Genomic DNA, 23,317 nt, shown 5'->3' with positions numbered 1-23,317 from the left:
CGTGGCCGTCCCGGCACGGCCGGCCGGGCCGCCGGTCAGGGCGTCGCGCCGGCGTGCGCGAGGTCGAACTCGACGTCCACCACCCCTTCGACCGCCCTGACCAGGCGCGCGGCCACCGGGACGAGGGCGGTGTCGCAGACCCGGCCGGTGAGTGTCACCACACCGTCGCGCACCTCCACCCGGACGGCCGACGACGGCGGCGGGAAGAGGAACGGGACGATCTCGCGGCGTACCTCCTCGGCGATGTCCTCGTCGTCGCGCAGGAAGACCTTGAGCAGGTCGGCCCGGCTGAGCACACCCGCCAGCAGATCGGCGTCGTTCACCACGGGCAGCCGCTTGACCCCCTCGCGTGCCATGAGGCGCGCGGCCTCGGCGAGGGTGGCGTCGGCCCGGACCGTGACGGCGGGGGAGGACATGAGGTCCCCCGCGACCAGCGCACCGGCCGTCGCCGCGTCGACGGGCCCGCGCGGCACCGGACGGCCCGCGTCCGGCCCGTCCGGGCACTCCTGCGCGGGCGGCAGCAGGTCCGCCTCGGAGACCACACCGATCACCCGGCCCTCGTCCTCGATCACGGGCAGGGCGCTGATCTCCCAGTCCCGCAACAGGTGCACGATCTCCGTGAAGGGTGCCCGGCGGCCGACGGTCGCGACCGTCCCGGTCATCACGTCGCTGACGAGGTGGGGAGCGCCGTACATGGTGACTCCGGGGGAGCGTCGAGGGGTGTCCGGCTCCTTCCAGGGTGCGCCGGAAGGCGGGGGCGGGCAAAGGGCCGCCCGGCCTCCGGTGGGGCCGCCCGGCCTCCGGTGGGGTCGTGCGGCCCCTGCGGCCCATTGGCCCAGGATCTCGACGCCGGCCTGCCGGACGCGCACGGGTCGGCCCTCGCCTGACGGCCGACGGCGCGACGCCGGGCGGGCGCGTCACGGGGCGGGAGCCGCGGGACCAGGCGGCCCCTGGCGCCGGTGCCCGGTGCGGCCGTCGGATCATGAGGGGCTCATGGGGCGCTGCCCCGCAGCAGGAGGCGGAGGCCGTCACACCCGGTCCCCGGGCTCACGGGTTCGCACCGAGGTTTTACCGTCCCGTGCTTGTCGCCCCCGCAGGTCCGTCGGATTCTTGGTCACCATGCCCTCGGGCAGCGGGTTCTGCTGGTCACGGGGGGTGCGACGGGGTCCCTCCGCGTGGAGCGGGGGAGTGTCATGCACCTGGAGTTCCGGCACCTCCGTGTCCTGCTCACCGTCGCCGAGGCCGGCAGCATCCGCAAGGCCGCCGCCCGGCTGCAGCTGTCCCAGCCGGCCACCAGCGCCCAGCTGAAACGCATCGAACACGAGCTGGGCGGGCCGCTGTTCGTCCGCGGCGCGGACGGGGTGACGCCGAACGAGAACGGCGAGTACGTCCTGCGCTGCGCCCGTGACCTGGTCGGCGGCTTCGACCGGCTGCGCGAGTACGCGCGGGCGGCGGCCGAGGCGGACCGGCAGGCCGCCGCGCCGTTGCGGGCGGGCGGGACCGCGGGCCCGCTGGTGTCCCTGCTGGTCTCCGCCCTCTTCGAACTCGTCCCGGAGCGCCGGCTCACCATAGACGCCCGCCGCTCCGTGCACGCCCTGGTGAAGTCGCTGAGCCTGTCGAAGTGCGACATCGCGGTGTACGGCGAGTTCCCCGGATTCCCCCTGACGGTGGGCGAGTCGGTGGCGACGCACACGCTGCTGCGTGAGCCGGTCTTCGTCCTGCTCGCCGAGGACCATCCGCTGGCGCGTCAGGACACGGTGGGCCTCGACGAACTGGCGGACGAGGAGTGGGTCATGCCGGAGGCCGACGAGAGCGGTGTGCACGCGTACCTGCGACTCACCTGCGGGGCGGCGGGGTTCACGCCGCGCATCGCCCATGTGACGCCGGACCTGTCCGTGGCCCAGCTCCTGGTCGCCGGCCGGCGCGCCGTCTGCGGGGTGTGGCCGACCGCCGACGTCTCCGCCCCGGGAACCGTGCAACGGCCCCTCACCGGCGTGCCGTTGCACCGGCGGCTGCTGCTGGCCAGAAACACCCGTACGGTGCCCGCCGAACTCGCCGACGCGGCCGGCGAGCGGCTGCTGGCCGCCTATCTGGCGCTGGTGCGGCAGCGGCCGCGGTACCTGGCCTGGTGGGAGGCCGGGGGCGAGGAGTTCGCCCGCGGCGAGGATCACTGACCCGCCCGGGCGCGTGCCCCGGACCCCTATAACCCCGCGGTTATATCCCAGCTGGAGTCGCGTCAGGAACATGTCACCGGGTGAACACTTCGCGTCAACGTCCCAGGACGTCGTCACCCCACGACGAGCGAAGGAATCTCCCCCTCATGTCCCGTCCTCTTCTTGCCCTTTCCGCGATGGTCGCCGCCGGCGTCATCACCACGGGAGCGACGGCCCTGCCGGCGCACTCGCAGACCGACACCGTGCGGCACGCATCCGTCCGCGACACCGCGATATCCCACGCCAGGGCGAACGTCACCCGGCACGCCGGCACCTTCGGCTTCGGCGCCGGCCAGCGGCTGCACGTCAAGGACGTCGTCATCGACGCGGACGGCACCCAGCACGTCCGCTTCGAGCGGACCTACCGCGGACTCCCCGTCGTCGGCGGCGACTTCGTCGTCCACCAGAAGGCCGACGGCTCGCTCAGAGGATCCACCCGCGCCAGAGCCCACGCGGTGAAGCTCGCCTCCGTCACCCCGGCCGTCGGCGCCAAGGGCACCGCGGCCGGCGCGCTGAAGCGCGCGCACGGGCTGGTGCGCGACGCCAAGTCCACCCCGGAGCTGATCGTGTGGGCCGCCGACGGCACCCCGCGCCTGGCCTGGCGCACCACCGTGCAGGGCGTGGGCGACCAGGGCCAGCCGCACGGCGAGGTCTTCGTCACCGACGCCACCACCGGCAAGGCGATCGAGAACTACGACGCCGAGCGCGAGGCGACCGGCACCGGCCACTCCGAGTACACCGGTGACGTCGCCATCGACACCACCCAGCAGGCCGACGGCTCCTTCGCCCTGATCGACCCGGTGCGCGGCCACGTCACCAAGGACGCCCACAACCTCTCGTCCTCGTCCGTGAAGAGTTCCTCCGGCACCCTGTTCACCGACGCCGACGACATCTGGGGCGACGGCAGGAAGTTCTCCACGGACCGCGCCACCGCCGCCGTCGACGCGCACGTCAACACCGCCGAGACGTTCGACTACTACAAGAAGACCTTCGGCCGCAACGGCATCAAGAACGACGGCCGCGGCGCCACCGTCTTCGTCCACGTGGGCACCCACTGGGACAACGCCCAGTGGTCCGACTCCTGCTTCTGCATGATGACCGGCGACGGCGACGGCGTCACCGACCCCGAGCAGGTCGACCTCGACACCATGGGCCACGAGATGACCCACGGCGTCACCTCGGCCACCGCGAACCTGCGCTACAGCGGTGAGTCCGGCGGCCTGAACGAGGCCACCAGCGACATCCTCGGCACCATGGTCGAGTGGTACGCCGACAACCCGGTGGACACCCCCGACTACCTCTTCAGCGACCAGTCCACCCCGCCGTGGCTGCGCCGCTTCGACAAGCCGTCCCTGGACGGCCGCTCCGCCGACTGCTGGTCGAAGTCGGTCGGCCGGCTCGACGTGCACTACTCCTCCGGCGTCGCCAACCACTGGTTCTACCTCGCGAGCGAGGGCAGCGGCGCCAAGACCGTCAACGGAGTCGCCTACAACAGCCCCACCTGCAACGGCTCCACCGTCACGGGCATCGGCAACCAGAAGGCCTCCGCCATCTGGTACCGGGCGCTGACCGTCTACATGACCTCCACCACCGACTACAAGGGCGCCCGCACCGCGACCCTGAACGCGGCGAAGGACCTGTACGGCGCCTCGAGTCCCGAGTACGCCGCCACGGCCGCGGCCTGGAGCGCGGTCAGCGTCTCCTGACCCACCGGCGCGGCCCCCGACCGCGCCCCGGTCCCCCGGGACCAAGAGCTACCCGGGCGGCGACGAGGAGTTCACCGTCGCCGCCCGGGTCCAGGAGCAGTGGTGACTGTCGGGAGTGTCCCGGCTACTTCCGGCGGTCCGCTTCCGCCTGAGGCGATCCCGCTTCCCCGGGCCCGCGCCCACCGGCTGGGATAAAATACGACCGAAGTGACCAGAGCGCCTGTTTCCGTCCTCCAGGCCGGTTCTCATGGACCTCAACACCATCACCCACGTAGTCCGGCGGCCCTCCGAGCGGCCGGGCACGGACTGGCACGAGGGCGACGCCTGGCTCGCCGGGGGAACGTGGCTCTACTCCGCGGAGCAACCGGACCTGCGACGGCTGATCGACCTGACGGCGCTGCCCTGGGAACCGCTCGTCCCGACCGACGACGGTCTGGAGATCGGCGCCACCTGCACCATCCACGACCTGTACGCCTTCCGATGGCCACTGCGCTGGACCGCCGGGATCCTCGTCCGGGTGAGCTGCGAGGCATTCCTGTCCTCGTTCAAGGTCTGGAACGCGGCGACCGTCGGCGGCAACATCTGCACGTCCCTGCCCGCCGGGCCGATGATCACGCTGACCGTCGCGCTGGAGGCACGCTACGAACTCTGGGCGCCCGACGGCTCCGTGCGCTTCGTCGACGCCCTCGACTTCGTCACCGGCGACCACCGCAACGTGCTCGCCCCCGGGGAGATCCTGCGGCGGATCACCGTCCCGGAGCACGCGCTGCGCAAGCGCACCGCGCACCGCCGGTTCACCCTGACCCGGCTCGGCCGGTCGACGGTGTTCCTCGTCGGCACCCAACGACCGTGCGGGAACGACCTGTTGCTGACGATCACCGCCGGGACCACCCGGCCGCTGCGCATCGCCTTCGACTCCCTGCCCGACACCCGCGCGCTGCGGCAGCGCCTCGACGCCGTGCCGGCCGACGTCTGGTTCGCCGACCCCAACGGGACCCCCGACCACCGCCGGCACCTCACACGGCACTTCGCCGAGGAGATCTGCCGTGAACTCACGGCTGGGGACCTCGCATGAGCTACCTCGTCAACGGCAGGGAATTCGACCGGGAGCCGGCCCCCGGCCAGTGCCTGCGCACCTTCCTGCGCGAACTCGGCCACTTCGGCGTGAAGAAGGGCTGCGACGCGGGCGACTGCGGCGCCTGCACGGTGTGGCTCGACGGCGCGCCGGTGCACAGCTGCATCACCCCCGCGTTCCGCGCGGACGGCCGCGAGGTGACCACGATCGAGGGCCTGGGACGGCCCGGCGCCCCGCACCCCGTGCAGCGGCAGTTCGAGGACGCCCCCGGGTTCCAGTGCGGCTTCTGCACCGCCGGGATGATCATGACGTCGGCGACCTTCACCGAGGAGCAGAAGGCCGACCTGCCACGGGCCCTGAAGGGCAACCTCTGCCGCTGCACCGGCTACCGGGCGATCGAGGACGCCGTGAAGGGCGTCGGTGCCGTGGAGACGGCGGCACCGGGCAGGGCCGTCGGCACGAGTGTCGGCGCCCCCGCGGCCCGCGACGTGGTGACGGGGCACGCCGAGTTCACCATGGACACCCACGTCGACGGCATGCTGCACCTCAAGGTGCTCCACTCACCCCACGCGCACGCCCTGATCCGCTCGATCGACAAGAGCGCCGCCCTCGCGGTGCCCGGCGTGCACCGGGTCTACACCTGGCGGGACGTGCCCCGCCGGCGCTTCACCACGGCCATCCACACCGACCACCTGGTCGACCCGGACGACACCTACGTCCTCGACGACACGGTCCGCTTCGCGGGCCAGCGCGTCGCCGCGGTCCTCGCCGACACCGTCGGAGCGGCCGAGGAGGGCTGCCGGCGGCTCGCGGTGGAGTACGAGGTGCTGCCCGCGGTGTTCGAGCCCGAGGCGGCGATGGCCGACGGCGCACCCCAACTGCACGGCCCCGACGACCCGTTCGTCCGCGACCCCGTCCACAACATCCTCGTCGAGCTGCACACGCACATCGGGGACGTGGACGCGGGGTTCGCCGCCGCCGACGTGATCCACGAGGGCACCTATTTCTCCCCGCGGGTGCAGCACGCGCACCTGGAGACCCACGGCTCGATCGCCTGGGTGGAGGACGGTCGGCTGAACGTCCGCACCAGCTCGCAGTCGCCGTCGATCGCCAAGGTCAAACTGGAGTACCTGTTCGCGCTGCGCTCCGACCAGCTGAGGGTGTTCTGCGAGCGCGTCGGCGGCGGATTCGGCGGCAAGCAGGAGGTGATCACCGAGGACCTCGTCGCCCTCGCCACCCTGGACACCGGGCGGCCCACCTGCCTCGAGTTCACCCGCGAGGAGGAGTTCACCACGGCCTCGCCGAGGCACCCGATGAGTCTGACGGTCAGGCTCGGCGCGAAGGTTGACGGCACGCTCACCGCGTTCCAGGTGCGCAACGTGTCGAACACGGGCGCCTACGGCAACCACGGCGGCGAGACGCTGTACGCGGGCGGAGCCGCCGTCATGATCTACCGCTGCCCCAACAAGAAGTACGACGCGTACTCCGTCTACACGAACACGGTGCCCAGCGGGGCGCTGCGCGGCTACGGCATGACGCAGCCGGCGTTCGCCGTGGAGTCGGCGATGGACGAACTGGCCCGCGCCCTCCACCTCGACCCGCTGGAACTGCGCCGGCGCAACATCGTCCGGCCCGGCGACCCCCTGGTCGCCCTGCACGACGGTCCCGACGACGTGGTCTTCACCGAGGACGGGCTCGCCGAGTGCATCGACCTGGTGGGCGAGGCCCTGGCCCGTACGGCCGGCCAGGCGGCTCCCGGACCCGAGTGGTTCGTCGGCACCGGCGTGGCGAGTTCCCTGCACGAGACCGCGCCACCGACCGAGCACCTCTCCGAGGCATGGGTCACGCTGGGCGACGACCTGATCTACGAACTGGCCGTCGGAACGGTCGAGTTCGGGGAGGGCACCTCCACCGCCCATGTGCAGATAGCTGCCGGCCAGCTCGGCACGACGCCCTCGCGCATCCGGCTGGTGCAGTCCGACACCGACCGCACCGGGTTCGACACCGGGGCCTTCGCGAGCGCGGGCCTCTTCGTGGCGGGCAACGCGGTGCTGCGGGCGGCCGGCGCCGTGCGCGACCGCATCCTGGAGTTCGCCGCGGCGCACACGGGCGTCCACGTCGTGATGTGCGCGATGGACGACGACGGAGTCCTCTGCGGGGACCGGCGGGTGCCGCTCGCCGAACTCGTCGCGCTGGCCCGCGGGCGCGGGATCCGCTTCACCGCCGCACGCAAGGCGTACGGCTCGCCCCGGAGCGTCACCTCCAACACCCAGGGCTTCCGGGTCGCCGTGCACCGCGTGACGGGCGAGATCCGCGTCCTGTACAGCGTGCAGGCCGCGGACGCCGGGGTGATCATCAACCCGGCGCAGGTCAGGGGACAGATCGAGGGCGGTGTCGCCCAGGGGATCGGCTTCGCGTTGACCGAGAACCACCACGTCGACGACCACGGCGCCATGACCAACCCCAACCTGAGGAACTACCGCATCCCCACCTACGCCGACATCCCCCGTACCGACGTCCTCCTGGTGGACTCGGCGGACTCGGTGGGGCCCATGCGGGCCAAGGGGATGGCGGAGTGCTGCATCAACCCGGTGGCCCCCGCCCTGGCGAACGCGGTGCACGACGCCACGGGCGTCCGCTTCCGCGCGCTGCCGCTGACTCCTGAACGCGTGTACGGCCGACTCCCTGCGGAGCGGTCGGTGCCGGCGGGCCGAGCACCATGAACGCCGAGAAGACCCAGCGGAACATCGCCGCCGCGGCGACGGCGATCATCGGCCAGGCGGTCCTGCCCGGGATGGAGCGGGACTTCGAGTCGTGGCAGCAGGACCTCAACGCCGCGGCCGCCTACTACCCCGGCTTCCTGGGCGCCGAGGTCTCCCCGCCGACCCGGCTGCAGGCCGACTGGGTCGTCGTGTACCGGTTCGACTCGGTCGCCCACCTCCAGGCGTGGATCAACAGCGCGACCCGGCAGACGTACCTCGACGTCGGCTCCAAGTACTTCGCGGGCCCCGCCACCCAGCAGGTGGTCAGCAGCGGGACCCAGATGCTGGACCCGCTGGTCACCGTGGTGGTCACGCACCGCGTCCACCCCGACCAGGTCGGCGACTTCCTCGACTGGCAGCACCGCATGGTGGAGGAGGAGGGCAAGTTCGAGGGGTTCCGCGGCACCGAGCTCTTCCGCCCCATCGAGGGGCTCCAGGAGGAGTGGACCACGCTGTACCGCTACGACAGCGCCGAGCACCTCGACGCCTGGCTGACCTCGCCGCAGCGGCACCGGATCCTGGCCGAGGGCGCCAGGTTCAGCGACTTCCGGCTGCACACGATCGACAACTCGTTCGGAAGCTGGTTCGCCTTCGAGGGCAACGGCGCGCAGGCTCCGCCGCCGCCCTCCGAGACCAGGACGTCGCTCGCCGTGTGGGTCGGCCTGTACCCGACCGTCGTCCTGCTGACGCTGGCCCTGTCCCCGCTGCACCTGAAGCTCTGGATCGGGCTGCTCGTGGGCAACCTGCTGTCGAGCTTCCTCATGAGTTTCCTGACCATGCCGTTCTACGTGAACCCGCTGCTCGGGCGCTGGCTTCGGCCACCGCCGGACGAACCGGTCAGGGACAACCTCCGCGGCCTCGCCGTCGTCGTCGCGGCGATCGTCGTCTGGGCCGTCGTCTTCTACTTCGTCACCATCCGGTGGTGGACGCTGCCCTGACCGCACGGGCCGGCCTCACCAGGGGAACGGCCCACCGAACGGCCCTGCCCTCAGGGGACGGCCAGCTCGGCCCAGATCGTCTTCCCCGACGCGGTGTACCGGGTGCCCCAGCGCTGGGACACCTGGGCCACCAGGAACAGGCCGCGGCCCCCTTCGTCGTCCCGGCGGGCCCGTCGCAGGTGGGGCGCGGTGTGCGCGTTGTCCGAGACCTCGCACAGCAGACAGCGGTCCCTGATCAGCCGCAGCGTGACGGGCCCCGTGGCGTACCGGATGCCGTTGGTGACCAGTTCGCTCACCACGAGTTCGGCGGTGAACGCCAGCTCGGACATCCCCCAGCTCTCCAGTTGCCGCTCGGTGACCGTGCGGGCCCGCGCCACCATGGCCGGGTCCGGCGGCAGCTCCAGGTCCGCCACCCGGCCGGAGCCGAGCCGCCGGGTGCGTACCAGCAGCAGCGTGGCGTCGTCCGCCTGGGGCCCCGGCGGCAGCGCCGACAGCGCCCGGTCGCACAGCTCCTCCACCGGGCACCGCTGCCAGGACAGGACCTGGGCAAGGCGGTCGATCCCGCTGTCGATGTCGGTGCGCCGGTCCTCCACCACACCGTCGGTGAAGAGCGCCACCAGACTGCCGCTGGACAGGCTCAGCTCGACGTTCTCGTACGGCAGGCCGCCCAGCCCCAGCGGCGGCCCCGGCGCCAGCGCGGACAGCGCCACCGCGCCGTTGGCATCCGCCACGATGGGCGGCGGATGGCCCGCGCTCGCCCAGACGCACCGGCCGCTGACCGGGTCGTAGATCGCGTAGAGGCAGGTCACCCCGAGCGCCTCGTCGCTCAGCCCGTCATGCGGCTCGGTCTCCGAGTCCTGCGCGACCAGGTCGTCGAGGCGGGTGAGCAGCTCGGCCGGGTCGAGGTCGAGCAGTGCCAGGGTCCGTACGGTGGCGCGCAACCGGCCCATGGTGGCGGCCGCGTGGACGCCGTGGCCCACCACGTCACCGACGGTCAGGCCCACCCTGGCCCCGGACAGCGGGATCACGTCGAACCAGTCGCCCCCCACGCCCACCCGGCTGTCGGCGGGCAGGTAGCGGTACGCCACGTCCAGCGCGCTCAGCTCGGGCAGGTGCTGCGGCAGCAGGCTGCGCTGGAGCACCAGGGCCGCCGCGTGCTGGCTGGTGTAGCGGCGGGCGTTGTCGATGCCGACGGCCGCCCGCTCGGCCAGTTCCACGGCGAGCGTCTGCTCCTCGGCGCCGAAGGGGTCCGGATTGCTGTTGCGCCGGAACGTGGCGAGCCCCAGGACCGCGTCCCGGGCGAGCAGCGGGACGAACAGACTGTGGTCCGACGCGGCCGGCCCCGCCCCGTCCGGTGTCCCGGGCGGCGGGGCGTCGAGGACCGGGCGGCTGGAGGCCAGGCTCTGGGCCTGCGGTGACGCGGGCGGGTAGGAGACCGGGCTGGTCCGGAACTCCTCAGGGGTGCGGCCGTGCATCCGCAGCAGGCTGTGGCCCGGGGCGGAGCCCGTCGGTGGTTGCCGCCCCTCGATGACCGCCGGGGGCAGGTCCACCAGCACCTCGTCGGCCAGTTGCGGCACCGCCACGTCGGCCAGCTCCGCCGCGGTGCGCCGCACGTCCAGCGAGGCGCCGATCCGCTTGCCCGCCCGCACCAGCAACGACAGGCGTTCCTGGGCCCGGTAGCGATCCGTGATGTCCAGGGACTCCTCGAAGAGGCCCAGCGGTTCGCCCCGGGCGTCCAGCAGCCGGTGGTACGAGCAGGACCAGACGTGCTCGCGCACCGGGTCGGCGGGGGCGCGCCCGCGGTAGTGCATGCCGGTGATCGGCTCGCCCGTCGCCATCACGTGCTCGATGATCTGGTCCTCGTCCGGGGGGTGGTGGCGGGAGACGAACTCCCCCTCGGGGAAGAGGTCCCCGGCCGGGCGGCCGACATACTGGGCGATCCCGCCGAGCTCAAGATCGGTGGAGACGTTCCCCCACACGACGCGTGCCTCGGTGTCGAAGATGGTCAGTCCCACCGAGGACTCGGTCGCCAGCCCCTGGAGCATCGCGAGCTGCGCCTCCCAGCCGCGCTGCGCCTCCAGTTCGGCGGCGACCACCACCGTCGCCGCGGCGCCCCGGTGCGCCAGCGGGCTGAATGTCACGGCCGCGCGCAGGGCGCGCCCGTCCAGACAGCACAGGTCGAGGACGGTGCCGCGGGGCGCGCGCGCCCTGCACAGTCCGGACAGCCGCTGCCCGCGGGACGCCGCCACCAGGTGCTCGGCCGGCCGGCCGAGCACGTCGTCGGGGGTGTGCCCGAGCAGGCGCTGGGCCGAGGAGCTCCACCCGGATATCCGGCCGTCCGCGTCCAGTACCGCGGCGGCCGCTTTGGAGAGGTCCAGAGGACTGTGGAAATCGACGTTGGCCGCATTCGGAAAACGATCCATGACACCGCTTCCCTTCGTGCCCCCTCAGCATCCCGTGCCGCACGACGGACGACAACCGCACACACGATCACCCGCGCCGGCGCCGGTGCGACCGGTGCGGGGACCGGTGCGGGACGCACCCCGAGGCGTGCGCCGCCGCCACCGCGGGACCACCATGGAGGGACGGCCGGGAGGAGGATGAGGTATGGGCACGACGGACTCCTCCCGGACGGGCACAGACACGGGTGCAAGCAGAGGCTCGGGCACAGGTACGGCCGCGGGCACGGGTACGGGTACCGGCACAGGTACGGCCGCGGGCACGGGTACGGGCACAGGTACGGGCCGGGTGGCGGCGGGTGCCGCGCCGCCCAGCGGTCTGCTCGACCTGCTGAGCGTCGCCGCAGTGGTGCTGGACGCGGAGGGCCGCGTCGTCTTCTGGAGCCCCCAGGCCGAGGAGCTGTTCGGCTACACCTCGCAGGAGGCGCTGGGGGAGTACGCGGCCCGGCTGACCGTCCACGAGGAGCACCAGCACGAGGTCGTCCGGCTGTTCGCCGAGCTGCTGGAGTCCGGCGCCGACTGGGCCGGGGCCTTCCCGGTCCGGCGCAAGGACGGCAGCACGCGGCTGGTGGAGTTCCGCAACATGCGGTTGCTGGACGACCTGGGCGACACCTACGTCCTCGGGCTCGCCGCCGACCAGGCCACGGTGGAACAGGTCGAGCGGGACGCCGCGCTGGCCATGCGCCTGGTGTCCCAGTCCCCGGTCGGGCTGGCCATCCTCGACCCGGAGCTGCGCTACGTGGCCATGAACCCGGCCCTGGAACGCATCACCGGGCAGCCGGCGGCCGACCGCATCGGCCGGTCGGCGGGCGAGGTGCTGACCTTCCTGGACACGGACCCCGAGGCACGGCTGCGCCGCGTCCTGGAGACGGGCGAGTCGGTCGTGGACCGGGACATCGTCTGCCGTCCGCCCGCCGACCCGGACCACGAGCACGCCTGGTCCGTCTCTTACTACCGGCTGGACGACCCCAGCGGGCGGGTGCTGGGCATGGCCTACTCCGTCATCGACGTCACGGAGCGCTACCAGGCCGCCACCGAGGCCGCGCGGGCCCGGCAGCGGCTCGACCTGATCGCCGCCGCCTCGGCCCGGGTCGGGACCACCCTCGACCTGGAGACCACGGCACGCGAGCTGGCCGACGTCGTCGTGCCGGTCCTGGCCGACGAGGCCGCCGTCGTCGTCCTCGACAGCGCCCCGCACGGCCACGGCGCGCCGCCGGCCGGTTCCCCGGTGTTCCGGGCCCTCGCCGTCCGGGGGGTCCAGCGCACCGGGCCGACCGGGGCGACCCCGGCGGCCGGTCCGTCCCGAGGATTCGACGGCCCGGGCGACGACCGCCTGATCGCCCACTGCGTGGGCACCCGCCGGCCGGTGCTCGTGTCCCGCACCGCCCGCCGGGAGCCGGGCGCCGCAGCAGGGCACGCCGAGTCCGCCGCCCTCCTCGCGGCGGCGGGCGTGCACTCCTACCTGGCGGTGCCGCTCGTGGCCCGCGGCGAGGTGCTCGGCGCCCTCGACCTCAGACGCACCGGGAACCCCGTGCCCTTCAGCGACGACGACGCGTTCCTCGCCGCCGAACTGGCCGCCCGCGCCGCCGTGTGCATCGACAACGCCCGCGGCTACCAGACCCAGCGCCACGCCGCCCTGACCCTCCAGCGGAGCCTGCTCCCGGAGCCGCCCGCGCGCCTGCCGGGGCTCGGCGTCGGATGCCGCTACCAGCCCGCGGGCGCCACCAGCGAGGTCGGCGGCGACTGGTTCGACGCCATCCCCCTCCAGGGGGACAAGACCGCCCTGGTGGTCGGGGACGTCATGGGCAGCGGCATCAACGCCGCCGCCGCCATGGGCCAACTCCGTACCGCGGCACGGGCGTTCGCGGAACTCGACCTCGCGCCGGACGAGGCCCTGCGCCACCTCGACCACCTCACTCAGGGCATCGAGCAGTCCATCACCACCTGCATCTACTGCGTGTACGACCCGCACCGCGGCGAGTGCCGGATCTGCCTCGCCGGCCATCTGCCCCCGGTGCTGATGCGCGCGGGTCACGCCGCGCACCTCCTCGACCTGCCCACCGGGGCGCCGCTGGGCGTCGGCGGAGTCCCCTTCGAGGCGGCCACCGTCGCCTTCCGGCCCGGCGACCAACTGGTCCTCTACACCGACGGCCTGGTGGAGACCCGGAGCGAACCGATCGACGCCCGCCTCCACACCCTTCTCGACGCCCTCACCACGACCCGGGGCCACGATCCCGAGCACACCTGCGACCGCATCCTGGAGATCCTGCGGCCCCCCGGCGGCGAGGACGACGTCGCCCTGCTCATCGCCCGCGCCCTGCCCTGAACGGGCCGGGGCCCTGAGCCGGCCGAGGCCCCGAACGCCGTCGGCGGCAAGGCCGTTGTCAGTGCCGCCGTCTAGATTCACCGCATGACCGAGTCCGCCCACCTGGCCGCGGTCCAGGAGTCGTACGACACCGTCGCCGCCGCCTACGCCGCACACGTCAAGCCCCCCTCGGAGCTCGACCCGTTGTCGCGGGCCATGCTGTCCGCGTTCGCCGAGGTGGTGACGGCCGCCGACCTGGGGCCGGTGGCGGACCTGGGCTGCGGCCCCGGCAAGGTGACGGCGCATCTGGCCGCACTCGGCGTCCCGGCGCTGGGCCTGGACCTGTCGCCGAAGATGGCCGAACTGGCCCGACGGGCCTTCCCCGAACTGCGGTTCGTCGTGGGCTCCATGACCGCGCTGCCCTTCGGGGACGGCGAACTGGGCGGCATCCTCGCCCACTACTCGACCCACCACACGCCCCCCGAACTGCTCCCCGCCGTCTTCGCCGAGTTCCACCGGACCCTGGCGCCCGGCGGACCGTTCATGGTCGTCGGCCACGCCGGAAACGGCGAGCACACGCGCCCGTCCCACGCCTACGGCGGCCACCCCGTGTCCTACACCTCCTACCGGCTGCCTCCGGACCGGATCGCCGAACTCCTGGGCCGGGCGGGCCTCGTCGTCACCGCCCGGCTGGTCCAGGAACCCGGCGAGGGGATGAAGGGGCCGGTCGCCGGCTTCACGGGCACGGCCGGCTGAAGCGAGATCATCCGTGACCGAACACAAGACCGAGAGCCGCTATGATCTCCGCGGCAAGGCTGTAGCGCAGAGGTCGTCGCGCCCACGCATCAAGCTGGAGGACGTCGGTTCGAATCCGACCAGTCTTGCCGCCCTTGTCGTGGAGGAAAGTCGATTGGCGTCGGTTCGTCCTGGGCGGGCGGAGGGCGGTGCCGCCCTCGGCGGGCCGGGCACCGGCGATGGACCGGTGGAGTGGTGATGACGCAGCCGACACCCGTACGCTGCCCCGCGATCGAGCACCCGGACATCCCGATCAGCGACCCCGCCGCGCTCGAACCGCTGCTCACCCGGCTGCGGTCCGCGCGGCCGGTCGAGACCGACGAGGCCTTCCCGCTCGGCACGGTGCGCGCGGACGGCCGGATCGACCTGTGCAAGCAGGGCCTCGGAGCGGCCGGCGCCGCCCGGCTGATGCCCGTCGCCACCGCCTCGGCGCACGCCGCGCACGTCCTGCTCGGCACCAACGCCATCGGCGACGACGGGGCCCGCACGGTCGCCGGCGCACTCACCGGCGCCGCCGCCCACCGTCTGCGCACGCTCTACCTGGGCTGCAACCGCATCGGCCCCGAGGGCGCCACCGCCCTCGCCGACGCGCTGGTGACGGACGGCACCGTCCGCGCGCTGTGGCTCAAGCGCAACCCGGTCGGCGACGAAGGCGCCCGCGCGCTCGCCGGGATGCTCCGCCGCAACACCACCCTGCGCACCCTCGACCTCGTCAACACCGGTCTGACCATCCGAGGTCTGCGCGCCCTGTACGACGCCCTCACCGGCCGGCCCGCACCGGTGGAACGCCTCTTCCTCGGCGGCAACGGCCTGACCGCCGAGGCCGCCCCGCTGCTCGCGGCACTGGTCCGGGACGCGGGCGTGCGCGAGCTGTACCTGCCCGCCAACCACCTCGGGGACGAGGGCGCGGCGGTCCTCGCCGCCGCCGCCGACCCCACCGCCCCGCTCCGCCTCGGCCTCGGCGGCAACGGCATCGGCCCCGCCGGCGCCCGCGCCCTCGCCGGCTCGCTCGCCGGCATCGAGGCCCTCGACCTGGGCCGGCCGCCCTCCGAACGCAGCCTCGGCGCCCCGGCCAACACCACCGGCGACGAAGGCGCCCACGCGCTGGCCGCCGCCCTGCCGGGCAGCCCGCTGCGCCGCCTTGAGCTGAGCCACACCGGCCTCACCGGCCGGGGCGCCAAGACACTGCTGGCGGCGGTGCCCGACGGCACCCCGCTGGAGTACGTCGGTCTCGGCCCGGGCCTGCCCCGCCGGGTGAAGCGGTCCTTCACCGAACGGCTGCGGCCCGCCGGCCGGGCGCACCCCGACCTGCGCGCGATAGGGAGTGTCTACCGTTGAGCACCCGTGCCCACGTCCCCCCGCTGTCCCCGGAGGAGGCGGCGTGCCGGCGCCGGATCCGGCGCTACGCGGTGCCCCGCTGGATGATCGAGCGCGCCACCGCACACCGGCTGGCCGGTGACTGGCGGGGCGCCTGCGCGGCGGCGAACGTGCACATCGCCCTCGACCTCGCCGAGGTGGCCGAACACTGCGGCGACGATGTCGCCGAGGCGCTGGCGGACGACCTGCGCCACCTCGCACCCGACCTGCTGCGCTGGCACCTGCCGCGGCTGCTCGGCGGACGCACGACACTCGCCACGAACACGACGGTCGTCCTCGCCCGTTACCGCCCCACGGCACCGGACGAGCGCCCCGGCACCACGCCCTACCTGTACTGCACCACCCCGCCGATGACCGAGGGACCGCAGCGCGTCGTCCTGCGGTTCGGCACCCTCCGGGGCGAGCGCGGCCCGGGCGTCTTCGGGCGGAACACCGAGGACTGGCGCCACGCACGGCACCTGTGGGACACACGGCACACCGGCGAGCTGGCCGAGCGGTGCGGCGGCGGCGCCGGACGGCCCCCGTTCTTCCACGCCGACGCCACCCCCCGGGCCGCGCACGAACTCCCGGCGGCCGACCCCGGCGACGGCGACCCGGCGGCGCGCGCCGAGTGGACCACCCTGCTGCACGAGAACGGTGACACGGCGGGCGCGTTCGCCGCCGCCGGCATCGAGGTGGACCCGACACCCCCGCAGCGGAAGGGCTGGTACCGGGCAGGGCCGGACGATCTGCTGCCCCGGATGGCGCTCGACCACAGCCGGCTGGAGTCCGAGGTCCGCCGGCTCACGGCCGTGGGCGCGGGCCGGCGCTTCCTGATCGCCACGCCGCACTGGCGTACCCACGTCCTGCTGGAGCCCACGGACACCGGCACCCTGCGGCTACGCGCCGTCGACCAGGACGAGGTCCAGGACGAGCCCTTCCTCGCCGAGGCCCTCTGGCGCAGGCTCCCCGACCTCGACCTGCTGCGCGTCGGCGGCGTCACCGCCGGGGCGCTGCATCCCCTCGTCCGCGAGGCCCTGTTCCCCGCCCTGCGGGCACCGAAAGACCGGAGCGGTCCGCCCGCGCCGACGGCTCCGGCCCCCGTGCGGGTCCGGTGCCGGGGCGCATGGCACGAGGTGGCCTTCCGGCCCGGCGGCCTGCTGAGCATGCCGCACACCGACGAGGAACAGCAGCGCGAGCGCGCCCTGCGCGCCTTCGGCGGCGCCGTCGCCGGATGCTTCGCCGTGGAGCAGACGTGGACCTCCGGAGCCGGCCGCCTGCCGAGGGCGCTGCGGGCCCAGCGCCAGGAGCTGTTCCTGCGCGCGCAGCACGGTGACACACCCGGCGTGCTGGAACTCCTGGACGCGGGCGTCGACCCGCGCGTGCGGGACGCCGCCGGGCGCACCCTGCTGCACGTGCTGAACCAGCTCGACCACGAGGCGCTGCTGCCCAGACTGCTGGCCGCGGGACTCGACCTGGAGGCCCGCGACCAGCGGGAGCGCACCCCGCTGTTCGTCGCGGTCAACGACCTCGGTTCGACGGCACTGGTGAAGGCGCTCGTCGCCGCCGGCGCGCGGCTCGACGTCACCGACGCCTCCGAGCTGTCGCTCGCCCAGCTCGTCCGCCGCTACCAGCGGCCCGACCTGGCCTTCCTCCGCGAACGCGTCCAGCGCGAACATCCGGACGTCGGCGCCGACTGGTGGGACGAATGGATGGAGGAGCAGGAGGAGTACCGGACGGACGACGCCGACGCGGCGGACGGCCGCGACGACAAGGAGGAGCTGCCGTTCTGAGCACCGACCGTACCGCCCCGACCGTCGCCCCCGGACCGCTGGCGGCCGCGGACGAACTCAACCGCAGGCTGCGCACCCGGCGCACCGAACCGGCCGCCAACCCGCAACTGGAGGCGCTGGCACTCGCGGTGACGGCCAATCAGCCGGTCCTGCTGTGGGGCGAGCCCGGCATCGGCAAGTCGGCGGCACTGGAGCAGCTCGCCGCCGGGCTCGGCCTGCCGCTGGAGACCGTCATCGCCAGCGTGCACGAGCCCTCCGACTTCGCCGGACTGCCCGTCGTGGGCGACGACCCGGCCGTCACCGGCGTACCCATGGCCCCGCCGGACTGGGCGGTCCGCCTCGCCCGGGCCGGAACGGGCCTGCTCTTCTTCGACGAACTCTCCTCCGCCCCGCCGGCCGTGCAGGCGGCGCTGCTGCGGGTGGTGCTGGAACGCCGGGTCGGCAGCCTGGTCCTGCCGGAGCCGGTGCGCATCGTCGCCGCCGCCAACCCGCCGTCCAGCGCGGCGGACGGCTGGCACCTCAGCCCGCCGCTCGCCAACCGGTTCGTCCACCTCGACTGGACCCACGACCCCCGGACCGTCGCCCGCGGCATGGCCGGCACCTGGCCCGAGGCGGCCGTGCCGGTCGTCGACCCGGGCAGGGTGCCCGGCGCGGTCGCCCGCGCCCGGGGCGCGGTCTCCGGCTTCCTCACCGCCCGGCCCGGCCTGGTCCACCACATCCCCGGCGACGCCGAGAGCCGGGGCCGGTCCTGGCCGTCCCCGCGGACCTGGGAGATGGCGCTCACCCTGCTCGCCGCCGGTTACGCGGCCGGGGCCGGCCGCGAGGCGCTGGCCGCCGCGCTCACCGGCGCCGTCGGCGACGGCGCGGGCCTCGAGCTGCTGTCCTACCTCGAACACCTCGACCTGCCCGACCCCGACCGGGTCCTCGCCGACCCGGACGCCTTCGCGCTGCCCGAACGCGGCGACCGGCAGCTCGCGTTCCTCATCGCGGTGGTCGCCGCGATCCAGAGCGACCTCACCCGGCCCCGCTGGGAGGCCGGCTGGGCGGTCCTGGCCAAGGCCGTGGACGCGGGTGTACCGGACGTGGCCGCCCGGGCCGCCACCGACCTCGCGGCGATGCGCCGGCTCGACTGGCCCGTACCGCCCGGCATCGACGGGTTCCTCGACCTGCTCCAGATGTCCGGGGCGCTGCCCGGCGCCGGCCGCTGAGGCGCCGGGGATGACGGAGGACGCCCGCCGCGCCCTGGACACGACCAAACTGCTCGCCGCCCGCTACCGGGCCGCGACCGACCGGCCGTACCTGGCCTCGGCGCTGTACGCGCTGACCGTCGTCGCGAGCACGGAGGTCCCGACGATGGGTGTGGACCGGCACTGGCGCTGCTACGTGTCGCCCGCCTTCGTCGACGCGACCCCGGTGCCGGAGCTGGCGGGCGTGTGGACGCACGAGGCGGCACACCTGCTGCGCGACCACCACGGCCGGGCCGACCGGCTCCCGGCCGCCGCCCAGCGCGACCCGCACCGCGTCAACGTCGCACAGGACTGCGAGATCAACGACGACCTCCTCGCCGACGGCCTGCGCCTGCCCGAGGGGCGGATGGAGCCCCGCCTCTTCGGCCTCCCCGCGGGCGGCCTGTTCGAGGCGTACCTTGACCTGCTGCCGCCGCACGTCCGCACGCCGGACTGCGGCTCGGGCGCCCACGGCACCCCCGTGCCCTGGGAGCTCCCCGGGTCCGCAGGTCCCGCACGGCTGGGCGACGTGGAGGCCGAGGCCCTGCGCCGGCGGACCGCCGAGGCGATGCGCGCCCACCGGCGCGCCCGCGGCTCGCTGCCCGCGGGCTGGCAGCGCTGGGCCGACCAGGTCCTGGAGCCCACCATCGACTGGCGGCGGGCGCTGACCGGCGCGGTCCGGGAGGCCGCCGCGTGGGCCGGCGGAGCCGTCGACTACACCTACCGCCGCCCCTCGCGCCGCACCCCGGCGCTGCGCGGTGTCGTCCTGCCGAGCCTGCGCCGCCCGTTGCCCCGGGTCGCCGTCGTCGTCGACACCTCCGGTTCCATGGGCGACGCGGAACTCGCCGCCGCGCTCGCGGAGGTCACCGGCGTCCTGCGGGAGGTGGGCATCCGGGGCAACCGGGTGACCGTGCTCGCCTGCGACGCCGACGTGCACGCGGTGTCCCGGGTGACGTCCGCCGAGCAGATCACCCTGGGCGGCGGTGGCGGCACGGACATGCGCGTCGGCATCGAGGCGGCGCTCACGGCCCGGGAGCGCCCGAGCGTCGTCGTCGTCCTCACCGACGGACACACCCCCTGGCCCGACGAGCGGCCGCCCTGCCGTGTCATCGCCGCTCTGATCGGCCCCGGCGCGCCCCAGCCGCCGGGCTGGGTGGAGACCGTGCGCGTTCCCGCCTGACCGACCCGCCGTACGCCGCGGTACGCCGCCGCACGTCCCCGCCGGGCCGCAGTGCGCCGCCACTCGCCCCCGCCACGCCGCGGTACGCCGCCGTACGGAATCCGGGTCGGCCCTCCCGTGGCCGCCGACGCCCCCGTGCCGCATGGTGGATGGGGGGTGCTGACCTGCGGGAAAAGCGTTTCACCTGATCCGCGCGGTGAGCGGGTACACCGGCTGGGGCGGGGCAGGTGGAAGGAGCGAGTGCGATGAGGCGAACGGAGCAGCGCCCGGGGCCGGCGGAGCTTCCGCAGGCCGGCCCGGTCGAGCCGAGCGGGCTGATGGACCTGCTGGGCGTCGCCGCGGTGCTGCTGGAGGCGGACGGCCGGGTCGACATGTGGAGCCCGCAGGCCGAGGAACTGTTCGGCTACACCCGCGGCGAGGCGGTCGGGCAGTACGCGGCCCCGCTGCTCCTGCACCCCGAACACCAGGACGCGGCGATCACGCTGTTCGCCGAGGTGATGGCGACCGGACGCGGCTGGGCGGGGGCGTTCCCCGTCCGGCACAAGGACGGCGGCACCCGGATGGTCGAATTCCGCAACATGCGCCTCACGGACAACCAGGGCGACCACTACGCCCTGGGCCTGGCCACCGACCGGACCACCCTGCGCCAGGTGGAGCGCAACCTGGCCCTGTCCACCCGGCTGGTCACCCAGGCGCCGATCGGGCTGGCCGTCCTCGACCCCGACCTGAGGTACCTGGCGATCAACCCGGCGCTCGCGGCCATGCACGGCGTCCCCGAGGACGAGCACATCGGCCGCGGCTTCCGCGAGATCCTGCCCGGCACACCGTTCCTCGGCGCGGAGACCGTGATGCGCCAGGTCCTGGTCTCGGGCCTGCCGGTGGTCGACCAGCAGGTGGTGGGGCGCACCGCCGCCGACCCGGACCAGGACCACGCGTGGGCGGCGTCGTTCTACCGGCTGGAGGACCACCACGGCAGCGTCCTGGGCCTCGCCACCGTGGTGGTCGACGTCACCGACCGCTACCGGGCGGCCGTGAAGGCCGACCAGGCCCAGCAGCGCCTGCGCCTGATCGCCAAGGGCTCGGCACGGATCGGCACCACCCTGGAGGTGGGGCGCACCGCCCGGGAACTCGCCGACGTCGTGGTGCCCGACCTGGCCGACATGGTCGCCGTGGACCTCCTGGACTCCGTCCTGCAGACGGGCCGCGGGGACGTCGGCGAGGGTCCGGCGCTCTTCCGCGCCCTGGCGGTGAAGACCGCCTACCCCACCGACGCCACCGAGGCGATCGTCCCGCCCGGCAGCCTCACCACCTACCACGCCGACCACCCGGCGGCCTACTGCATCCGCACCGGCCGCCCCCAGCTGATCACCCATCTGGAGCGGCGCGACATCCCCCGGATCGCCACCGACCCCGACGCCGCCCGCCTGCTCGCCAAGGCCGGGGTGCACACCGACATGGCGGTTCCGCTCATCGCCCGCGGCCAGGTCATCGGCGTCATGGGCCTGGCCCGCGCCCGCAATCCGCTGCCGTTCGACGAGGACGACCTCACCCTCGCCTGCGAGCTCGCCTCGTCCGCCGCGCTGAGTATCGACAACGCCGTACTGCACCAGCACATCCGCAGCGCCGCCGAGACCCTCCAGCGCAGCCTGCTGCCGCAGCTCACGCCGCACCACCCCGGCCTGGAGGTCGCCGCCCGCTACCTGCCGGCGCAGGCCTTCAGCGAGGTCGGCGGCGACTGGTACGACGTCATCCCGCTCGACGGCGGCCGGACCGTTCTGACGGTGGGCGACGTCATGGGCAGCGGCATCCCGGCCGCGACCACCATGGGCCGGCTGCGCACCGCCACGTCCACCCTGGCCGACCTGGACCTGGACCCCGCCCAGATCCTCACCCACCTCGACAAGATCACCCACGGTCTCGACCCGTACATCGCCACCTGCGTCTACGCCGTCTACGACCCGGACCACCGCCGCATCCAGGTGGCCTCCGCCGGGCACCTGCCTCCGGTGCTGGTGCGTGCGGGCCAGCCGCCCGAACTCCTCGACCTGCCCACCGGCACCCCGCTCGGCGTCGGCGGCGTGCCCTTCGAGACCACGACGCTCGACCTGCGACCGGGCGACCATCTCGTCCTGTACACCGACGGACTGGTCGAGACCCGCCACGACCCCATCGACGAACGGCTGGCCGACCTGCTGCGCCTGCTGTCACCGCCGTACTCCTCCGTGGAGGAGACCTGCGACCGGCTCCTGCGCCAGCTCCGCGACCCCGCCGGACACGACGACGTCGCGCTCCTCGTCGCCCGCGCGCTGCCGCTGGGCGACGGCGGTGGCCGCCCGGCCGGGGGCGCGACCGGCACCTGAGCGTGCGCAGGGGGCGCGGGGACCGTGACGCAGCGGGACGGCCCCCGGCGTGCGGGGGCCGTCCCGGGCGGTCAGCGGGTGGCGAGGAGCCGCAGGGTGTCGATCACCCGGTTGGAGAAGCCCCACTCGTTGTCGTACCAGGCGACCACCTTGACGTGGCGGCCTTCGACGCGGGTGAGCGCCGAGTCGAAGATCGAGGAGGCCGGGTTGCCGACGATGTCCGCCGACACCAGCGGGTCCTCCGAGTACTCCAGGACCCCGGCGAGCGGCCCCTCGGCCGCCGCGCGGTACGCCGCCAGGACGTCCTCGCGGGTCACGTCGCGCGCGACGGTCGTGTTCAGCTCGACGATGGAGCCCACGGGGACCGGCACCCGGATCGAGTCGCCCGACAGCTTGCCGTCGAGGTTCGGCAGCACCAGGCCGATCGCCTTCGCGGCGCCCGTGCTGGTGGGCACGATGTTGACCGCGGCGGCGCGGGCCCGGCGGGCGTCGCGGTGCGGGCCGTCCTGGAGGTTCTGCTCCTGGGTGTAGGCGTGCACCGTCGTCATGAACCCGTGCTCGATACCGGCGAGTTCGTCGAGCACGGCGGCCAGCGGCGCGAGCGCGTTGGTGGTGCAGGAGGCGTTCGAGACGACCGTGTGCCGGTCCGGGTCGTAGGCGTCGGTGTTGACCCCGAACGCGAGGGTGACGTCGGCGCCGTCCGACGGCGCGCTGACGAGCACCTTCTTCGCGCCCGCGTCGAGGTGGGCGCGGGCGGCCTCGGCCGAGGTGAAGCGGCCGGTCGCCTCCAGCGCGATGTCCACGCCGAGTTCGGCCCAGGGCAGCTTGCCCGGCTCACGCTCGGCGAGCACCTTGATGCGACGGCCGTCCACGACGAGGGTGTCCCCGTCGACGGTCACCGGGCGGCCGAGCCGGCCGGCCGTCGTGTCGTAGGCGAGGAGCCGCGCGAGGGTGGCGGGTTCCGTGAGGTCGTTCACGGCCACGACCTCGAGGTCGCTGTCGCGTTCGAGCAGGGCGCGCAGCACATTGCGTCCGATGCGGCCGAATCCGTTGATGGCGATACGCGTCATGAATGGTGTCCCTTCGGTTCGCCACCAGGGTCGCGCGCGGCGCCCCGGACGGGACAGCGGCGCGATCGCCATGGTTCGA

At 74.1% G+C, this 23,317-nt stretch carries 15 protein-coding genes and 1 pseudogene; 13 read left to right on the top strand and 3 right to left on the bottom strand.

All coding sequences use genetic code 11. The features are described from left to right. Nucleotides 1-35: 35 nt before the first annotated feature. On the bottom strand, nt 36-695 hold the full coding sequence (locus PV343_RS00490) for a CBS domain-containing protein (protein ID WP_319144702.1): 660 nt from the start codon (nt 693-695) through the stop codon (nt 36-38). A gap of 498 nt (nt 696-1,193) precedes the next feature. On the opposite strand from PV343_RS00490, the gene PV343_RS00485 reads away from it, so the two are divergent. From PV343_RS00485 to PV343_RS00465, 5 genes are all read left to right on the top strand, one after another. Further along, complete coding sequence (locus PV343_RS00485) at nt 1,194-2,174, top strand: LysR family transcriptional regulator (RefSeq protein WP_319144701.1); 981 nt, start codon at nt 1,194-1,196, stop codon at nt 2,172-2,174. A 146-nt stretch (nt 2,175-2,320) separates the two neighbouring features. Continuing rightward, entirely contained in the window at nt 2,321-3,919 is a 1,599-nt protein-coding gene (locus tag PV343_RS00480; RefSeq protein WP_319144700.1) for a M4 family metallopeptidase, read from the top strand. A 247-nt stretch (nt 3,920-4,166) separates the two neighbouring features. After that, nucleotides 4,167-4,994 (top strand): FAD binding domain-containing protein, encoded by an 828-nt coding sequence (locus tag PV343_RS00475; protein WP_319144699.1) that lies wholly within the window; start codon nt 4,167-4,169, stop codon nt 4,992-4,994. Then, complete coding sequence (locus tag PV343_RS00470; protein ID WP_319144698.1) at nt 4,991-7,717, top strand: molybdopterin-dependent oxidoreductase; 2,727 nt, start codon at nt 4,991-4,993, stop codon at nt 7,715-7,717. Before PV343_RS00475 ends, PV343_RS00470 begins: the two co-directional genes overlap by 4 nt. Beyond that, a complete protein-coding gene (locus PV343_RS00465; protein ID WP_319144697.1) occupies nt 7,714-8,694 on the top strand; it encodes an antibiotic biosynthesis monooxygenase in 981 nt (326 codons plus the stop codon). Before PV343_RS00470 ends, PV343_RS00465 begins: the two co-directional genes overlap by 4 nt. Before the next feature lie 50 nt (nt 8,695-8,744). On the opposite strand, the gene PV343_RS00460 is transcribed toward PV343_RS00465, so the two are convergent. Beyond that, nucleotides 8,745-11,117: a SpoIIE family protein phosphatase gene (locus PV343_RS00460; protein ID WP_319144696.1), complete on the bottom strand. Its 2,373-nt coding sequence runs from the start codon at nt 11,115-11,117 to the stop codon at nt 8,745-8,747. Between the two features lie 325 nt (nt 11,118-11,442). Between PV343_RS00460 and PV343_RS00455 the strand changes: the two genes are divergently transcribed. From PV343_RS00455 to PV343_RS00420, 8 genes and pseudogenes are all read left to right on the top strand, one after another. Next, the gene (locus PV343_RS00455; RefSeq protein WP_319144694.1) at nt 11,443-13,479 is read left to right on the top strand and encodes a SpoIIE family protein phosphatase; all 2,037 of its coding nucleotides are present in this window, start codon (nt 11,443-11,445) and stop codon (nt 13,477-13,479) included. An 84-nt stretch (nt 13,480-13,563) separates the two neighbouring features. After that, complete coding sequence (locus PV343_RS00450; RefSeq protein WP_319144693.1) at nt 13,564-14,214, top strand: class I SAM-dependent methyltransferase; 651 nt, start codon at nt 13,564-13,566, stop codon at nt 14,212-14,214. Between the two features lie 55 nt (nt 14,215-14,269). Then, nucleotides 14,270-14,342: pseudogene (locus PV343_RS00445) on the top strand. A gap of 109 nt (nt 14,343-14,451) precedes the next feature. After that, on the top strand, nt 14,452-15,591 hold the full coding sequence (locus tag PV343_RS00440) for a gala protein (protein WP_319144692.1): 1,140 nt from the start codon (nt 14,452-14,454) through the stop codon (nt 15,589-15,591). Beyond that, nucleotides 15,588-17,402, top strand: coding sequence for an ankyrin repeat domain-containing protein (locus PV343_RS00435; RefSeq protein WP_319144691.1), 1,815 nt, complete (start codon nt 15,588-15,590; stop codon nt 17,400-17,402). The genes PV343_RS00440 and PV343_RS00435 overlap by 4 nt, the downstream gene beginning before the upstream one ends. Further along, entirely contained in the window at nt 17,318-18,610 is a 1,293-nt protein-coding gene (locus PV343_RS00430; RefSeq protein ID WP_415923434.1) for an AAA family ATPase, read from the top strand. The genes PV343_RS00435 and PV343_RS00430 overlap by 85 nt, the downstream gene beginning before the upstream one ends. A 10-nt stretch (nt 18,611-18,620) precedes the next feature. Beyond that, on the top strand, nt 18,621-19,808 hold the full coding sequence (locus PV343_RS00425; RefSeq protein WP_319144690.1) for a DUF2201 family putative metallopeptidase: 1,188 nt from the start codon (nt 18,621-18,623) through the stop codon (nt 19,806-19,808). Between the two features lie 245 nt (nt 19,809-20,053). Beyond that, the gene (locus PV343_RS00420) at nt 20,054-22,168 is read left to right on the top strand and encodes a SpoIIE family protein phosphatase (protein WP_319144689.1); all 2,115 of its coding nucleotides are present in this window, start codon (nt 20,054-20,056) and stop codon (nt 22,166-22,168) included. 71 nt (nt 22,169-22,239) lie between these two features. On the opposite strand, the gene gap is transcribed toward PV343_RS00420, so the two are convergent. Further along, nucleotides 22,240-23,238, bottom strand: a complete 999-nt coding sequence (gene gap / locus PV343_RS00415) for a type I glyceraldehyde-3-phosphate dehydrogenase (protein WP_319144688.1) — start codon at nt 23,236-23,238, stop codon at nt 22,240-22,242. Nucleotides 23,239-23,317 lie beyond the last annotated feature (79 nt).

Source organism: Streptomyces sp. WI03-4A, from assembly GCF_033792105.1.
Taxonomy (GTDB): Bacteria; Actinomycetota; Actinomycetes; order Streptomycetales; family Streptomycetaceae; genus Streptomyces; species Streptomyces collinus_A.
Note: the sequence above shows the minus strand (reverse complement) of the source record. Positions and strands in the feature narration are given on the sequence as shown.

Coding starts and splice junctions, on each gene's coding strand:
- PV343_RS00490 (WP_319144702.1), bottom strand. CDS start 695: ATGTACGGCGCTCCCCACCTCGTCAGCGACGTGATGACCGGGACGGTC.
- PV343_RS00485 (WP_319144701.1), top strand. CDS start 1,194: ATGCACCTGGAGTTCCGGCACCTCCGTGTCCTGCTCACCGTCGCCGAG.
- PV343_RS00480 (WP_319144700.1), top strand. CDS start 2,321: ATGTCCCGTCCTCTTCTTGCCCTTTCCGCGATGGTCGCCGCCGGCGTC.
- PV343_RS00475 (WP_319144699.1), top strand. CDS start 4,167: ATGGACCTCAACACCATCACCCACGTAGTCCGGCGGCCCTCCGAGCGG.
- PV343_RS00470 (WP_319144698.1), top strand. CDS start 4,991: ATGAGCTACCTCGTCAACGGCAGGGAATTCGACCGGGAGCCGGCCCCC.
- PV343_RS00465 (WP_319144697.1), top strand. CDS start 7,714: ATGAACGCCGAGAAGACCCAGCGGAACATCGCCGCCGCGGCGACGGCG.
- PV343_RS00460 (WP_319144696.1), bottom strand. CDS start 11,117: ATGGATCGTTTTCCGAATGCGGCCAACGTCGATTTCCACAGTCCTCTG.
- PV343_RS00450 (WP_319144693.1), top strand. CDS start 13,564: ATGACCGAGTCCGCCCACCTGGCCGCGGTCCAGGAGTCGTACGACACC.
- PV343_RS00440 (WP_319144692.1), top strand. CDS start 14,452: ATGACGCAGCCGACACCCGTACGCTGCCCCGCGATCGAGCACCCGGAC.
- PV343_RS00430 (WP_415923434.1), top strand. CDS start 17,318: ATGGATGGAGGAGCAGGAGGAGTACCGGACGGACGACGCCGACGCGGC.
- PV343_RS00425 (WP_319144690.1), top strand. CDS start 18,621: ATGACGGAGGACGCCCGCCGCGCCCTGGACACGACCAAACTGCTCGCC.
- PV343_RS00420 (WP_319144689.1), top strand. CDS start 20,054: ATGAGGCGAACGGAGCAGCGCCCGGGGCCGGCGGAGCTTCCGCAGGCC.
- gap (WP_319144688.1), bottom strand. CDS start 23,238: ATGACGCGTATCGCCATCAACGGATTCGGCCGCATCGGACGCAATGTG.